The 16,243-nt window shown below is 50.0% G+C and carries 16 protein-coding genes; 13 read left to right on the top strand and 3 right to left on the bottom strand.

All coding sequences use genetic code 11. The features are described from left to right. Positions 1-38 precede the first annotated feature (38 nt). From AC2JF6_RS01895 to AC2JF6_RS01885, 3 genes are all read right to left on the bottom strand, one after another. Positions 39-941 carry a peptidylprolyl isomerase PrsA gene (locus AC2JF6_RS01895; RefSeq protein WP_500729060.1) on the bottom strand — a complete coding sequence of 301 codons (903 nt, stop codon included), beginning with the start codon at positions 939-941 and terminating at the stop codon, positions 39-41. 115 nt (positions 942-1,056) lie between these two features. Next, the gene (locus tag AC2JF6_RS01890) at positions 1,057-1,419 is read right to left on the bottom strand and encodes a hypothetical protein (RefSeq protein ID WP_500729059.1); all 363 of its coding nucleotides are present in this window, start codon (positions 1,417-1,419) and stop codon (positions 1,057-1,059) included. 19 nt (positions 1,420-1,438) lie between these two features. Continuing rightward, the gene (locus AC2JF6_RS01885) at positions 1,439-1,870 is read right to left on the bottom strand and encodes an HIT family protein (protein WP_500729058.1); all 432 of its coding nucleotides are present in this window, start codon (positions 1,868-1,870) and stop codon (positions 1,439-1,441) included. 100 nt (positions 1,871-1,970) lie between these two features. Between AC2JF6_RS01885 and AC2JF6_RS01880 the strand changes: the two genes are divergently transcribed. The 13 genes from AC2JF6_RS01880 to thrS all read left to right on the top strand — a co-directional run bounded on the left by AC2JF6_RS01880 (position 1,971) and on the right by thrS (position 16,235). After that, positions 1,971-2,711, top strand: a complete 741-nt coding sequence (locus AC2JF6_RS01880; protein WP_500726696.1) for an ABC transporter ATP-binding protein — start codon at positions 1,971-1,973, stop codon at positions 2,709-2,711. Further along, complete coding sequence (locus AC2JF6_RS01875) at positions 2,704-3,903, top strand: ABC transporter permease (protein ID WP_500729057.1); 1,200 nt, start codon at positions 2,704-2,706, stop codon at positions 3,901-3,903. The genes AC2JF6_RS01880 and AC2JF6_RS01875 overlap by 8 nt, the downstream gene beginning before the upstream one ends. Further along, complete coding sequence (trmB, locus tag AC2JF6_RS01870) at positions 3,900-4,559, top strand: tRNA (guanosine(46)-N7)-methyltransferase TrmB (RefSeq protein ID WP_500729056.1); 660 nt, start codon at positions 3,900-3,902, stop codon at positions 4,557-4,559. The genes AC2JF6_RS01875 and trmB overlap by 4 nt, the downstream gene beginning before the upstream one ends. Positions 4,560-4,596: 37 nt before the next feature. Continuing rightward, on the top strand, positions 4,597-4,917 hold the full coding sequence (locus tag AC2JF6_RS01865; RefSeq protein ID WP_500726691.1) for a thioredoxin family protein: 321 nt from the start codon (positions 4,597-4,599) through the stop codon (positions 4,915-4,917). A 19-nt stretch (positions 4,918-4,936) separates the two neighbouring features. Continuing rightward, the gene (gene ytpR / locus AC2JF6_RS01860; protein ID WP_500729055.1) at positions 4,937-5,584 is read left to right on the top strand and encodes a YtpR family tRNA-binding protein; all 648 of its coding nucleotides are present in this window, start codon (positions 4,937-4,939) and stop codon (positions 5,582-5,584) included. Between the two features lie 133 nt (positions 5,585-5,717). After that, positions 5,718-7,028 (top strand): UDP-N-acetylmuramate--L-alanine ligase, encoded by a 1,311-nt coding sequence (gene murC / locus AC2JF6_RS01855; RefSeq protein ID WP_500729054.1) that lies wholly within the window; start codon positions 5,718-5,720, stop codon positions 7,026-7,028. Positions 7,029-7,179: 151 nt separating this feature from the next. Then, positions 7,180-9,855: a DNA polymerase I gene (gene polA, locus AC2JF6_RS01850; protein ID WP_500729053.1), complete on the top strand. Its 2,676-nt coding sequence runs from the start codon at positions 7,180-7,182 to the stop codon at positions 9,853-9,855. Positions 9,856-9,868: 13 nt separating this feature from the next. Further along, positions 9,869-10,699: a bifunctional DNA-formamidopyrimidine glycosylase/DNA-(apurinic or apyrimidinic site) lyase gene (gene mutM / locus AC2JF6_RS01845; protein WP_500729052.1), complete on the top strand. Its 831-nt coding sequence runs from the start codon at positions 9,869-9,871 to the stop codon at positions 10,697-10,699. Beyond that, a complete protein-coding gene (gene coaE / locus AC2JF6_RS01840; RefSeq protein WP_500729051.1) occupies positions 10,696-11,313 on the top strand; it encodes a dephospho-CoA kinase in 618 nt (205 codons plus the stop codon). Before mutM ends, coaE begins: the two co-directional genes overlap by 4 nt. Continuing rightward, positions 11,300-11,767, top strand: coding sequence for a transcriptional regulator NrdR (nrdR, locus tag AC2JF6_RS01835; RefSeq protein WP_500729050.1), 468 nt, complete (start codon positions 11,300-11,302; stop codon positions 11,765-11,767). Before coaE ends, nrdR begins: the two co-directional genes overlap by 14 nt. Before the next feature lie 2 nt (positions 11,768-11,769). Continuing rightward, positions 11,770-13,116 carry a DnaD domain protein gene (locus AC2JF6_RS01830; RefSeq protein ID WP_500729049.1) on the top strand — a complete coding sequence of 449 codons (1,347 nt, stop codon included), beginning with the start codon at positions 11,770-11,772 and terminating at the stop codon, positions 13,114-13,116. 9 nt (positions 13,117-13,125) lie between these two features. Further along, positions 13,126-14,025 (top strand): primosomal protein DnaI, encoded by a 900-nt coding sequence (gene dnaI, locus AC2JF6_RS01825; protein WP_500729048.1) that lies wholly within the window; start codon positions 13,126-13,128, stop codon positions 14,023-14,025. A 278-nt stretch (positions 14,026-14,303) separates the two neighbouring features. After that, complete coding sequence (thrS, locus tag AC2JF6_RS01820; protein WP_500729047.1) at positions 14,304-16,235, top strand: threonine--tRNA ligase; 1,932 nt, start codon at positions 14,304-14,306, stop codon at positions 16,233-16,235. The last annotated feature ends 8 nt before the right edge of the window (positions 16,236-16,243 follow it).

Here is a 16,243-nt window from a genome sequence, read left to right as displayed (position 1 = left end):
AGCTTCTTTTTTATGCCATTTCATGCGTGATGCGGCAATTATTTTTTCGGACTTGAGTTGGTCGTAACGTATGATGACAGAACATTCTTTAGGTCGTTGTCCTTAATCGACGGATCGGCCTTCTTCAGAACGGCTGAAATGACGCTGCGCATTGTTTCCTGGTCCTGTGACATCGACCGGTAAATCTGGTCGTCAATTTCCTTCTTGTGTGAAGCAAACGTGCCCTTGCCCGGATGCTTGATCATTCTGATTACGTGGTAGCCAGACTGGGATTTAACCGGGCTGCTCGTCGTTTGACCGGTCTTGAGCTTGAATGCGGCCTTCTTGAATGCAGGATCCAAACTGCTATCGGTTGAGTCAAATGCCGGCAGCTTGCCCTCGTTCTTCTTGGTGCCCGGATCAAGCGAGTACTTTTTGACGAGGGCCTTGAAACTCTGGCCGTTCTTTAATTCTTGGATAATGTTTTCGGCCTCAGACTTTTTGGAAACCAAAATGTGCTGGACGGTTACCTTGGGCTGGTATGACTTCCAGGCCTTGTCTTCTTGACTCTTGGAAATCTTCTTGACGTCTTTCAGGGCTTGTTCCGTCAGCAGGTTAGTCCGCAGGTTCTGCTTGAAGCTGGATGCGGTCATGTTGTTCTGCTGCAGGACAGCGCTAAATTGTCCGCCGTATTGCTTCTTGTAGTTGTTAAACTGCTTGTTGACCGTATTCTTGGAAACTTTGCTGCCGTATTGTTCTTCCAAAACACGGTTGATGATCATGTTGGCAAGGGTGGTTTGACCAGCCTGCGATTTCTTCATCTCATTGTAGTAATCTTGCACCGTAATCTTGCCGCCCTTGTATGAAGCAACGGTTTTGCCACCATTAGAACAAGCAGCAGTTGACAGTGCAATACCAGCTACAGCGATAACTGCAGCTGCCTTTTTAAAATATTTTTTCATAAAACGAATTCTCCACATCCTTAGTAAATTAAATCACTGACAACTAATATAACATAAACTGACGGGCTCCGTTTTTAATTTTAGCCTTTTTGCCCCAAAATCGCAGTTTCTTTAATTAATTTTTAGAATAGCCGGCCTTTTTGGGGCTGTCATCGCCCTTGTGCGTGGTCTTATGGCCCAGAACGGTGGCTTGCTCCTGTAAGTGGTCAATCAGACGCGAGACGCTCATCTCGTAGTACTCGATTTCCTTTTGCAGCTCGGTAAGCGACTTTTCGGCTTGGGGAAGCGCATCGCTCAACTCCTGGCCCGCATCCTTGAGGCTGTGGAGCGCGTTTGACAGGTTGTCTGCGTCTTTGCGCGTTGCCTGCACCCCTTCGCGGAGCTGCTTGCCCAGGCGGTTGCCGTTTTTGTCCCTGAGCAGCGAAACAACCACGCCCGCTGCTGCCCCACTTGCCAGGCCTAAACTAAAATGCTTCATAGTATCACCTCATCTAATTCTAAAAATTGACTTTGATTTCAGCGGCAATCTTTTGGTAATCCGCTTCGGTGTATTTGTCCGCGTTGTTGCGGGTGGCAATTTTCAGACCATCGCCCGCAAAACGGGGAACGAAGTGGATGTGGGAGTGCATGACCACCTGGTTGGCACTGGCGCCGTTATTGGTGCTGATGTTCATCCCGCTAATCCGCTTGTCAGACTGCCTGATTGCGTTGGCGATGGCCGGGATGTATTGCAGGTACCTCTGGGCGTCTGCTGCCGTGTAGTCAAACAGGTTGACGATGTGCTTTTTGGGCACCATCAGCGTGTGCCCAGGATTTACCTGGGACAAGTCGAGAAAGGCCTTGACGTCGTCGTTTTCAAAGACCGTGTAGCTGGGCACGTCGCCGCGAATGATTTTACAGAACAAGCAATCTTCATCTAATCCATTCATATTTAAACCTCTTGTAATTCTTTTGTCTTCAAATTCAGTTTTGTATAAGTTCATGCTATCATATAAAATGAGTAAATTCATTAAAAGAAAGACGAGGATTATGGTTCTGAAAATAGAGCACTTAACTGGCGGATACACTGGAGTGCCAGTTATCAAAGACATTAATTTAGAAATCAGACCCGGCCAAGCGCTTGGCATTATTGGGCTAAACGGTGCTGGCAAGTCAACCACTATCAAGCATATCTTAGGCTTACTCCGTCCACAAAAAGGCCGCATTATTCTGAATGACGTAGAAATGACCCGCCAGCCAAGTGATTTTAAGCGCCAATTGGCTTATATACCTGAAGTTCCTGTGTTATATTCGGAATTAACACTTAAAGAGCACTTGGACTTGACCATCCTCAGCTACCACTTGGATGAAAAAAATGCATGGACGCGGGCCCATGAACTCTTGCAAATGTTCAGGCTGGATGACAAGTTAGACTGGCTGCCAATTCACTTTTCCAAGGGCATGAAGCAGAAGGTAATGATTGTTGCTGCCTTCCTAGCTGATACTAGCCTGTTAGTGATTGATGAGCCCTTTACAGGCCTTGATCCGCTTGCTGTTGCCAATTTGATTGACTTGATTAAGCAGGCCCAAGCAGATGGCAAAATGGTATTGATGTCCACCCACATATTGGCTGATGCAGAACAAGCAATTTCCAAGTATGCGGTTTTAAACAATGGGACAATTGAAGTTATTGGTAGTTTGACGGAGATCCGCAAGCACTATGGCTTGAAGCAGACTGATTCCTTTGACAAGATTTACCGCATTTTAAATGAGGAGTCACGCCATGCGTGAGTTGGCCCGTAAACGGCTGCAAGATAATGTGCAGCAGTCACTCAAGTACTTAATGCTGGTCTTCAATGACTTCTTTATTTTGGCTTTGATTTTTTTGTTTGGAGCTTTAATGTTTTGGTATGCTCAAAGCATGAAAACTATGCCGGTTGGATTATGGTTTTACCGCCCCATAGTTGGGCTTGTGCTTTGTCTGCCCCTGTTAGTAGGAAAATTGGTGACGCTCTTTAAACCTGCGGATTTACAGTTCTTGCTTGCCCAAGACGAGGCCCTGCAAGATTATTTGAAGCCGCTGTTTGTTTATAGTTTAATTGTTCCCATGCTAGTCTTGTTGCTTTTGGCCGGAATCTTGTTTCCCTTTGCAATTATCAAGGCGCAAATTTCAACCTTAAACTATGCCCTTGCAGTCTTTGCAGTTTTATTAGCGAAAATTTTGCAGTTGAAAGTCGAGGAATACAACCTCTATGCCAACCGCAAGTTTTCAAGCATGTGGGTGACCTTGTTCATGGTTATAGGATTGACAACTGGGCTCACAGCGCCAATCATCACCTATGCGCTCATAGCCGTGTTGGCAACAATTGCAAAACCCAAAAACGTCCCCTTGGTTGACTGGCAGTATGCAGTCGACCAGGAAGAAGAACGCAAGAACAGAGTCTATTCGGCCTTTTCCATGTTTACCGACGTCAAGGAAAGGCAAGTCACAGTCAAGCGGCGCAAATATCTGGACTTCCTACTGCCTAAATCGCCCCATGCTCTAATTGGCGACAACCCTAACCGTTTCTTGTACCGGCGCTCACTGTTGCGTAATCCGGAATACCTGAACTTGCTGGTTAGAATGACTGCCTTTGCGGTTTTGATATCTTGGCTAGTACAAAACTCTTTGTGGGCACTTGGCTTATCTGCTTTGGTAATTTTTTTGACAGTTTATCAGTTGCTGCCGCTGGCTAGCGAGTTTGACGATAATGTTATGTACCGCATCTATCCTATTGACCAGACAGGCCGCGGACTTGACTTAATGCATGTACTGACTTTAGCCTTGCTTTTGCAGTGGTTGATTATCAGCCTGTTTTGGCTATTTATCTTACCGGTAAACTTGCACTTGTGGCAGGCAATTGGCTGCTTGGCAATTTGGAGTTGGGCCATTGCTGGTTTATATTTGCCAGCCAAGATTAAGAAAGAGAAAACACAAAAATGAGATTACGAAACAAGCCTTGGGCAGTAAAACTGGTTGAAGAACATCCAGAAAGCGTCCTTGACCGCCCCGATCCTGCTGAAAAAATTGATTGGGCAGACCGTTTTGCTGATTTTGCCAAACCGCTTGAAGTAGAGGTTGGTTCAGGCAAGGGAAAGTTTATTACCAGCCTGGCCGCTCAACACCCTGAAAAAAACTTTATTGCCGTTGAGCTGCAGATTACCGCAGCCGGAATGATTCTACGCAGCAAACTAGAGCAGCACTTGGACAACCTACAGATTCTTTGTGCGGACGCGGCCAATATCGACTGCTTTTTTAATGAGCAGAGTGTGCGGACACTCTATTTGAACTTTAGTGACCCTTGGCCCAAGGCCCGGCATGAAAAACGACGTCTGACATATAAGTCGTTTTTGACCAAGTATCAGGAGATTCTGACTGAAACTGGCCACATCGAGTTTAAAACTGACAATGCTGGCTTATTTGCCTATTCTGTGCAAAGCATGAACAACTATGGAATGCACTTTGACTTTATGTCAGTTGACCTGCACCATGAATCAGAAGAGATCATTGCGGCTAACGTTGAAACAGAGTATGAGCAAAAGTTTGCTGCTAAGGGCAATCCGATTTATGCCCTTCATGCTGATTTTGGGGTAAAATGATTAACAGAACAAGCAAAAACATTGAGAGGTTTTTAAAATGGAACAAATCAAAAAATTAGACCAAGCAAAATTGAGCGAAATCATCAAAGAGGGTAGGGTTGTGCTGGAATTTTCTGCAGACTGGTGCCCAGATTGCCGCTTTTTAGCCCAGTTTATGCCACAAATTGAGCAAGACTTTAAGGACAGCAAGTTCTTTCAAATTGACCTTGATGGCGCAACAGATATGGCCAAGGAGTTAAATGTTATGGGGATTCCTTCATTTATCGTCTACCAGGATGGCCAAGAAATTGGTAGACTAGTTAATAAGGACCGCAAAACCAAGGACCAAGTTGAAGACTTTTTGCGGTCACTTGACTAAGTGAAAGAGGATTTGATAGATGATTACTAGTATTAACAAGCGCAGTTATCCCGGTACCCTAATCGTGATTTTGGGCCAAGACCACGGCAAGACCAGTTATGAGAAAAAAGGCGACATCACCCGAATTACTGATGAAGAAGGCAATGTTACTGGCTATAACTTTTTTAATGTTGACCAGGTCATTGACTACAACAAGTTGCCTGATGGCCAAGTTAAGCTGTCTGACAGTGACCTGGCTGCTCTGAACAAGCAGCTGAAAGCAACTGGTTTTGATGACCAACTTGAATATGGCAAGCCGACACTGGTATATGGCTATGTAAAAACCTGTGAAAAACATCCCGACTCTGACCACCTGCATGTCACTACGGTGGACGTAGGTGCAGGCGAGGAACATCAAATTGTCTGTGGTGCACCCAACATTGCCCAGGGGCAAAAGGTCGTGGTTGCTCTTCCAGGAACGCTGATGCCAAACGGCCAGCAAATTTGGCCAGGCAGTTTGCGTCATGTAGACTCATATGGCATGATTTGTTCAGCTCGCGAACTAAATTTAAAGCATGCACCGCAAGCGCGTGGCATACTGGTTGTGCCAGACAATTTTACGGTTGGTGCAGCATTTGATCCTGCTGAATGCGATAATCTTTTAGCTGCCGGCAAGATTGGCTTGTAAGAAGAAATAAGGGACTGCTTGCAGTTCTTTTTCTTTGTCCTAAATAAGCTACCTGCTTGCAAGTCCACTGCTTTTTTGCGCTGAATAATGGTAAAATAATAGGCAATGTGAAGATTATTTTGGAGCTAATGAAATGTTAGATAAAAACAAGCAAATTTGGTTTATTGGAATAAAGGGCACGGGGATGGCCGCTTTAGCCATGCTGCTTCATGATCTGGGCTACCAGGTTGGCGGAAGTGACATTGAAAAGTTCACCTTTACCCAGGTGCCATTAGAAAAAGCAGGTATCAGGATTTTACCCTTTGCCGCAGCTAATATTAAGAGCTCAGGCCAAGTAGTAGTTAAGGGCAACGCCTTCAAAGAAGATAATGCTGAAGTCAAGGCCTGCCAGGAGAAGAAAATTTCCTGGCAGAGCTACCCTGATACTGTTGAAGAGGTCGTAGCAATGCATACGAGCATTGGTGTCTCAGGTACACATGGCAAGACATCGACAACAGGACTCTTGGCGTGTGTAATGAGTGCAGCTGCACCTACGTCATATCTGATTGGAGATGGGGAAGGCAGGGGAGTTGAGGGCTCCCGCTTCTTTGTATACGAAGCTGACGAATATCGCCGCCACTTTTTAGCCTACCACCCTGACTACCAGATTATGACCAATATTGACTTTGACCACCCGGATTACTTCAAGGACCAGGACGACTATACGTCCGCCTTTCAGGCTGCGGCGGACCAGACCAAGAAGGGTTTGTTCGTGTGGGGCGGAAACGAGCGCCTGCGCAATTTGCAGACCAAGATTCCTAAGTATACCTACGGCTTTGAAGCCGGGGACGATTTTCAGGTGGTCGACGTCAAGAAGACGACCACGGGTTCAACCTTCAGCGTTGTGGCCCGCGGCGACGATCTGGGCGCGTTCACCATTCACCTGTTCGGCGACCACAACGTCCTCAACGCAGCGGCCGTGATTGCGGTTGCTTACACTGAACAAGTTCCGCTCGCGGATATTAGGCGCGGCCTGCTCTCCTACCGGGGTGCCAAGCGGCGTTTTTCCGAAAAGGACTTTGGCGACATCAATATTATTGATGACTACGCGCACCACCCAACCGAGATGCGGGCAACCATTCAGGCAACGCGGCAGAAGTTTCCGGGTAAGCGGCTGGTCGTTGTTTTTCAGCCGCACACCTTTTCCCGGACGAGGAAATACGCTGCGGACTTCGTTGCGATTCTGCGCGGGGTCGACAAGGCCTACGTGACGCCAATCTACGCGTCAGCACGGGAAAAAACCGGCGACATCACTAGCCGTGACCTGGTGGACCAGATTCCGGGCGCGGAAGTGATCGACCTGGACAACATTGCCGATCTGGCCGCTAACAAAAACAGCGTGATCGTGTTCATGGGTGCCGGTGACATACCGAAGTATGAGGATGCCCTGGAAAAGCTGCTTTAGGCCAAATTGTTGTAAGGCGTGCCACCGCACTGTGCGGCGGCGGCCTTTTTGTTTGCCGGCCTGCGGGGGCAGACCGCATTCTGCACATGCCCGCAAAAACTGGTAAAATGGTAACTGAATAATAAACTAGTTTTATTTGTGAGGAGATTTAATGGCTGATCAAAAATTACTTTTAATCGACGGCAATTCCGTTGCCTTCCGTGCCTTTTACGCACTGTACCGCCAACTCGAAAACTTTAAGAACCCTGAGGGTCTGCATACTAACGCCATTTACACTTTTAAAAACATGCTTGACGTTTTATTGAACGACGCTAAACCCGACCACGTCCTGGTTGCCTTTGATGCCGGCAAGACCACGTTCAGAAACAAAATGTACGGTGACTATAAGGGTGGCCGGCAGAAGACGCCGCCCGAATTGTCCGAGCAGCTGCCCTACATCCAGGAATTGCTGCACGACCTGGGAATTTCGACCTATGAACTGGACAACTACGAGGCCGATGACATCATCGGAACGTTTGCGCGCCTGGGCGAGGAGCGGGGCTTCACCGTTACCGTCGTGACCGGCGACAAGGACCTGACCCAGCTGGCTTCAGACAAGACCACGGTCATGGTCACCAAGTCAGGGGTAATGAACCTGGAAAACTATACGCCCGCACACATGAAGGAGCTTTACGGCGTAACGCCGACCGAATTCATCGACATGAAGGCGCTGATGGGCGACAACTCCGACAATTATCCGGGCGTGACCAAGGTTGGACCCAAGACCGCGGCACAACTGATTCAGGAATACGGCTCGGTTGAAAACCTCTACGAGCACGTGGACGAGTTGAAGAAGTCCAAGCTCAAGGAAAACCTGCTTAAGGATAGGGATAAGGCCTTTTTGGCCAAGAAGCTTGCGACCATCGACCGAGAGACGCCGGTCACTATCGGGATTGATGACGTCAAGAAGCGTCCTGAAGACTACCAAAAATTGCGCCGCTTCTATGAGAAGATGAATTTCCGCAAATTTTTGGGTGAGCTGGATCCTAATGCAGACGCGGCAAATAAAAAGTCGGCAAAGACAAAAGAGGTAGAAGTCGAATTTGTCGAGGCCACTAAGGAAAATGTCGGAGCCATCAAGCCTGAAGAAGACTCAAGCATCAGCTTCTACCTCGGCATGCTCGGCGCCAATTACCACCTGGCGGACTTTGTGGGCTTTGCCGTAAAGGCTGGCGATCAAATCTATGTTAGCCGCGATGTCTCCCTGCTTCAGGAAGGCAATTTAAAGCAGCTGCTTGAAGATGAACGGGTTAAGAAAAGCGTTTTTGACCTCAAAAGGACAATGGTTGGTCTTCACCGCCTTGGGGTCAATGTCCATGGCATCGATTATGACATGCTCCTCGCCTCCTACCTCATCAATAATGAAAACAATTCCGATGACATGGGTGAAATTTGCCGCATGTACGGCAATTACGCGGTCAAAAATGACGTCGAAGTTTACGGCAAGGGCAAGAGCGTCAGCGTTCCAACTGATGACCAGATTCTGTTCCGCCACCTTGCGGGCAAGGTAGAGGCAATAGGGGCGCTCAAAAACACGCTGCTGGACAAGCTTAAGGAGCACGAGCAGGATGACTTGTACGCTAGCATTGAGATTCCGGTTGCACGCGTTTTGGCAATTATGGAAATAAATGGGATTAAGGTGCAGGCCGCTACTTTAAGTCAGCTGCAAAACGAATTTGCGGTGGAGCTGAAAGACCTGGAAAAAAAGATTTTTGCGGAAGCGGGCAAGGAATTCAACCTGAATTCGCCCAAGCAGCTGGGGCACATCTTGTTTGAAAAAATGGGCCTGACGCCGATTAAGAAAACCAAGACGGGTTATTCAACGTCAGTCGACGTATTAAACCAGTTGCAGGACGAGAGTCCGATCATTGCCCAAATTCTGTCCTACCGGCAAATTGCCAAGATACAGTCGACCTACGTCAACGGCCTGCTTGACGTCATTCAGCCGGATGGGCGGGTCCACACGCGTTACCTGCAAACTTTGACCGCAACGGGCCGCCTGTCCTCGGTTGATCCGAATCTGCAGAATATTCCAACCAGGACCGAGGAGGGCAAGCAGATCAGGAAGGCCTTTGTTCCTAGTGAACCCGACGGCTACATCTTTTCCTGCGATTACTCCCAGATCGAATTGCGGGTGCTCGCCCAGGTTTCGGGGGATGAACAGATGCAGGAGGCCTTTAAGACGGGCTACGATATTCACGCACACACTGCGATGAAGATCTTTCACCTCAAGTCGCCAGAAGACGTCACGCCGCTGATGCGCCGCCGCGCCAAGGCGGTCAACTTCGGGATTGTCTATGGTATTTCCGACTACGGCCTGTCCAAAAACTTGAATATCAGCCGCAAGCAGGCGCAGGAGTTCATTGACAACTACTTTGACCAGTATCCGCAAATCCAGGAGTACATGACGAAGGCGGTGCAAGTGGCGCGCGAAAAGGGTTATGCAGAAACAATCATGCACCGGCGCCGCTACCTGCCAGATATCCACGCCAAGAACTATAACGTTCGTTCATTTGCGGAGCGGACGGCAATTAATTCGCCTATTCAAGGTTCGGCGGCTGATATTATCAAAATTGCGATGATCAATATGCAGCAGAAATTAGATGAGTTGCACCTTAAGACCAAGATGGTGGTGCAGGTGCATGACGAATTGATTTTTGACGTTCCCAAGGATGAGCTTGAAACAATCAAGAAGATTGTGCCCCAGGTCATGCAAGCGGCTGTCCGGCTAGATGTGCCGCTCGTTGCTGATTCGGGGTACGGTCATAATTGGTTTGATGCGAAGTAAGGAGTAGTAGTTAATGCCAGAAATGCCGGAAGTTGAAACAGTGCGCCGGACGCTTGAGCCCCTAGTTAGGGGGAAAACAATCAAAGCGGTTACCTTATGGTACCCTAAAATTATTGCCAGTGATCCGGCTGAGTTTGCCAAGCGGGTGGCGGGACAAAAGATCATCGCGATTGAGCGTTATGCCAAGTACCTCCTGATTCGTCTCACTAAGCAGCTGACCATCGTGTCGCACTTGCGCATGGAGGGCAAGTACCGCTTAGTTGCAGCGGATGAGCCCAAGGGAAAGCACGACCACGTGCAGTTTGCTTTTAGCGATGGGACCGCACTGCGCTACAATGACGTCCGCAAGTTTGGGCGCATGCAATTGGTTGTCACGGGCACGGAAAAGACCGTGACGGGGATCAGCAAGCTGGGCGCTGAACCCAACTCACCCGCGTTTACGGCGGCCTCATTGGCTGCCGGCCTCGGCCGTAAAAAAAAGAGCATCAAAAATGCCCTGCTTGACCAATCTGTCGTTGCTGGTCTGGGCAACATTTACGTCGATGAGGTCTTATGGGAAACCAAGATTCACCCGCTGAGCCAAGCCAATAAAATCAGCAGGTACAAGATTAATAAATTGCACGACAACATTAACGCCCTGATCACGCGGGCAATTGAGAAGCACGGTACCACCGTTCACACCTACCTTGACGCCAACGGCGAAACAGGTGCCTTTCAGAAGATGCTGCAGGTATATGGTCACAAGGGCGAACCGTGCGTTCGGTGTGGCACGCCACTCGAAAAGATTAAGGTCACGGGCCGTGGCACCACGTTCTGCCCGCACTGCCAGGTGCTGTACAAATGACGCTTGTTTTAGGAGTGACGGGCGGCATTGCCAGCGGCAAGAGCACGGCCGATCGCTTTTTTCAGCAAAACAACATCCCCATAATCGACAGCGACCTGATTGCACGCGCCATCCTGGATGTTGACCGTGCCGGGTACCGGGCGGTTGTTAAGCAGTTTGGACCCGCAATCATCCGGCCCGATCGCACAATCGACCGCGCTAAGCTGGGGCGGCTGGTTTTTGGCAACCAGAACCAGCTGAAAATCTTGGATAGCATCACGCACCCGTTGATTTTTCAGGAAATTCAGGCTAAAATTACGCAAAACAAGCAGGCTGGCGAAGAGCTGGTCATTGTTGATGCGCCCCTGTTGTTTGAAACGGGCGGCCAAAGTTACTGTGACCGGACCCTGCTCATTGCGTTGCCCGCAGACGTGCAGGTCAAGCGGCTGATGCAGCGCGACCACCTGACTCAGGATGCGGCGCTTGCACGGATTCACAGTCAGATGCCACTGGTCAAAAAGGAAAAGCTGGCCGATTATGTTGTCTTCAATACGGGTACGATAGAAGATTTAGAGGCCGAACTAAGAAAGCTGCTAGTGCAGATTAAAGAGGAGGACCAACATGGAATGTCCTAATTGCCGTGAGAATGCTTCGCGGGTAATCGATTCGCGTCCGAGTGACGAAAACCGTGCGATCAGACGACGCCGGGAATGTGAAAATTGCGGTTACCGCTTCACCACTTTTGAACGGGTGGAAACCACGCCGTTGCTCGTGATCAAGAATGACGGGACGCGCGAGCCCTTCAACCGCAAAAAAATCCTCCACGGCGTGATGGCAGCGGGGCAGAAGCGCCCGATTACCAGCGTCCAGTTTGAACAGCTGGTCGACCACGTTGAAAACAAAATCAGAAAGCAGGGCGTCAGCGAAATTTCTTCCAAGAAAATCGGGCAGGTCGTGATGGATGAGCTGGCCGAAATTGACGACGTTGCCTACATCCGCTTCGCCTCGATCTACCGTGAATTCAAGGATATGTCGAGTTTCATGAAGACGATGGAAGACATGATTGCCAAACGGGAGAAGGAAAGTTAGACATGGTCAAGCAACCCAATCCCAAGCAGCCCTTTTTTATTACCAATCGCGTAGACCTTTCCGCCCGCGACGTGCGTACGCTGGTTAGGCTGTACCAGCCCCTCGTTGGTGCACTGGCGCTTGCCCTCTATCTTACTCTGAACGAGGACTACGACCACGACGCGATGCTGTCGGAGGCCAGGGGAGTTTATGCCCTGCAGGAACAGCTGGATTGCGATATCAAGAAGCTGTTTGGAGCGCTGCGCAGGCTTGAGGCCGTGGGGCTGGTTGAAACTCGCGTCCTTGACAACAAGGTCATGGGGAAGGTGCTTGCCTTTCGCCTGACCGTCGTTCCCAGCAGCAGCGAGTTCTTTGCGACCGCTCTTTTGGCCAGCCTGCTGAAGGAAAAGGTCGGCGCCAGTGCCTTTCAAAAATTGAGCCGCGACTTTGCCCGTGAAGGCAAGAAGAATGAGCACCAGGTTAACGGCTTGAACGAGGCTGAAAATGTTTCTGCCTCCTTCATGGAGGTGTTCCGTCTGCCCCAGGAAGAAGCAATCGACCCATCGCCGGACGTCAAGCAGGCCGCACGGGAAAATCAGCCGTCTAGTCCCCGCAAAGCCAGCGTTAATGCCGATGACAGCATCGACTGGGACTTCATGAAGCAGCAGTTTGAAATATACCAGATTGCCGGCAGCGAGGTTGACCAGAACCGGGCCGCAATCCGGGCCGTAATGCGGACCTATGGCCTGACCGAGCAGGACTTTGTCGACGAGGCGCTGCCGTGTTTGCACGGCGACTACCAGCTGAACATGTCTCTGATCAAAGAGACCATCGCCAACACTATCCATGCAGACAGCACGCGCAGGCAGATTATGCAAGACACGCAGGGCGGTTCCGATGCAAAACAAAATAGCACCTTTAGCCCGCGGGACCAGAAGGTCTTGCACCTGGCACAGAACGAGTCGCCCAGTCAGTTTTTGTATAAGCTGAAGACCGAGCGACATGACTACGTTGACGCCAGCGAATACCGGGTGCTCGATGACCTCTATAACCAAAAGGGCATCCCGGCGGAGCTGCTCAACATCTTGACTTACGCCTGCCTCAAGAGTGGCCCCAATGTGTCGTACAGGTTGGCCAACAAGATCCTGCACGACTGGCTGCAGCACGGGGTCAAAAGCGGTGCGCAGGCCATTGAGTACATGATGAAAAGGGAGCAGAATAAGGGACAGTACCAGCGTTACCCGAATAAAAAGCGGGTTGAAAAGGGTACCGACTGGAATAAACACAAGGCAAAGGACAGGACGGATGTTTCAGCGGATGACTTGAAGAAGTTTTTCAAGAAACTTGAGGATCAGACCGGCTTGAATTAGGTGGATATTATGCAATCGATTGGTGATTATATGAAAAAAAATGCTGCGGGTGCAGCCGCTAGTGGCAACCAGGATGCGCTCCGCCAGCAGGTTCTGGCTGCGCCCAAGGTGCGCCAGTTTATTGATGAGCACAGGGACAAGATTACCCCGGAAATGATTGACAAAAGTATGTCGAGCCTCTACGAGTTTTATTCGCAGCAGCACAGACAGGACCCGGTGACCGCGGGATACCGGCCCCAGCTGATTCTGAACGGCAATGCAATCGACCTGCAGTATGTGCCCGATGCCAGCAAGCTTGCACGGGACCACGAGCTCATGGTTAAGCAAAATGTGCAGTTGATCAACCTGCCCAAGAGCCTGCATGACGTTAATTTGAGCAAGCTGGAGACCTCTAACGGCCGGATCGATGCGTTGGCGCAGATTCAGCAATTTTTGGCGGGTTATGCCAAAAACATTCACCAGAAGGGCCTGTACTTGTACGGCAATTTTGGTGTGGGCAAGACCTACATGCTGGCGGGTTTGGCCAACCAGGCTGCGGCCCTGGGCAGGCGCGTCGTTTTCCTACACGTGCCTACCTTCATTGCCGGTTTGTCCAGTCACTTCGGCGACAATTCACTGCCGGACGAGATTCAGCGCATCGCAAGCTGCGACGTCTTGATTCTGGATGATATTGGCGCTGAGAACCTGAGCCAATGGTCACGTGACGAGGTTCTGGCCGTGATCCTGCAGGGACGCATGGATAATGTCCTGCCCACCTTCTTTTCGTCCAACCTGGCGATGGCTGACTTAGAGGAGCACTTCAAGGAGACCAAGAATGCAATTGACCCCGTGAAGGCGGCCCGGCTCATGGAAAGGGTGCGCGCGCTGGCCACGGAGGTGACCGTTTCCGGACCCAACCGGCGCCATTAGTTAAAAAGGACTTGCATTCACGTTTTCTTTAGGTATAATTATCTTCAATGAATGAACATGATGCGCTGCATTTCAGAGAGAGGAACAAGATTGCTGGAAGTTTCTTACCGCAGGCGCACCCCACTCATCCACTAAGAAAGTCTTAAACCAGGGTGAATTCCACTATCGATTCGTAACGAGGTAGGCTAGAGCCATCTAGCCTAATTTTGGGTGGAACCACGCTAATAACGTCCCAGTGCATATTGCACTGGGACTTTTTTATTTGGAGGTAAGTAAATATGAGCTTTTCAGTTATTCTGCCGGATGGCGCCAAGCGCAACTTTGACGAGGCAATCACTATCGCTGATATTGCACACGGTATTTCAACATCACTAGGTAAAGCAGCACTTGCCGGTCGCGTTGACGGGGAATTGCATGCGGTTGACTTCGTTGTTGATCATGATGCACGCGTTGCTATTGTTACCGACAAGGATGAGGACGGGCTGGCCGTTCTGCGGGCCACTACAGCCTTCGTCTTTGAAGCGGTAGCCAAGAAGACGTATCCAGAGCTGCATTTCGGTGAACACGAGGCCGGGGACGATGGCTTCTTCGTTGACACTGATAAGGAGAACCAGATTGGCGTGGGCGAGTTGCCAGAACTGGAAAAGGCCGTTAAAAAAGAAATTAAAGCCGGCGAAAAGATTGAAGCAGTCATAATGCCAAAGTCTGAACTGGCAGAAATATTCCGGGACGATCCGTTCAAGCTTGAATTGTTAAAAGAAGAGGGCGACCAGGTTCAGGCTTACAGGCTGGGCGACTTCGTTGACTTTGGCTTTAAGGCGCTTTTGCCGAACACGGGCAAGATCAAGCAGTTCACGCTGCTGTCCGTTGCCGGTGCATACTGGCAGGGGCAGTCTTCCAACCCGATGCTCCAGCGTATTTCCGGAACGGCCTTCTTCAAGAAAGCTGACCTGGACGCCGACCTGAAGCGGAGGGCCGAGATTAAGGAGCGCGATCACCGGACAATCGGCCGCGACCTCGACCTCTTCTTCGTTGACCCTAAGGTCGGTGCCGGTCTTCCTTACTGGCTGCCCAAGGGTGCAACCATTCGCCGGGTGGTTGAACGTTACATCATCGACAAGGAGATTGCTGCGGGCTACGAGCACGTCAACACACCGGTCCTAATGAACCTTGATGCCTACAAGACGTCAGGCCACTGGGCCCACTACCGTGATGACATGTTTCCGCCAATGGACATGGGTGATGGCGAGATGCTGGAGCTGCGCCCGATGAACTGCCCTTCCCATATTCAGATATACAAGCACCACATTCGCTCTTACCGTGAGCTGCCTATTCGGATTGCAGAATTGGGCATGATGCACCGCTACGAAAAGTCGGGTGCCCTATCAGGTCTTCAACGTGTCCGCGAGATGACCCTAAATGACGGGCATACATTCGTAACCTTGGACCAAGTGCAGAGTGAATTTGCCAAGACGCTGAAACTAATCATGGACGTCTATGAAGACTTTGATATTACTGATTACTACTTCAGGCTTTCCTACCGTGACCCGAAGAACACGGAAAAATACTTTGCCAATGACGAGATGTGGAAGCAAAGCCAGTCAATGCTGAAGAAGGCCATGGACGACATGGGCCTTGACTACGTTGAGGCTGAAGGCGAAGCCGCCTTCTATGGTCCGAAGCTTGATATCCAGACCAAGACGGCCCTCGGTGCAGACGAAACGATGTCTACTATTCAGCTTGACTTTATGCTTCCAGAACAATTCGACTTGACCTACGTCGGTCAGGATGGTGAGGACCACCGTCCGGTGATGATTCACCGCGGAATTGTCGGCACCATGGAGCGGTTTATTGCCTACTTGATTGAAATCTACAAGGGTGCTTTTCCAACCTGGCTTGCACCTATTCAGGTTGAGGTTATTCCGGTTAACCTGGACGCCCACTCTGACTATGCCAAGCAGGTGCGCGACGAGCTCAATAAGCAGGGCTTCAGGGCCAAGGCGGACTTGCGCAATGAAAAACTGGGCTATAAGATTCGTGAAACGCAGACGCAAAAGATCCCTTACACGCTGGTCTTGGGTGACAATGAGATGAAGGCCAACAGTGTCAACGTCCGGCGCTACGGCACGGACGAAGAGGTGGCCAAGAGCCTGAGCGAGTTCATCACGGAGATTGCTCAGGACGTTAAGTCGTATTCGCGCAAGAATTAGTTTGCCCT

It is taken from the genome of Lactobacillus sp. XV13L, assembly GCF_059900875.1.
Note: the sequence above shows the minus strand (reverse complement) of the source record. Positions and strands in the feature narration are given on the sequence as shown.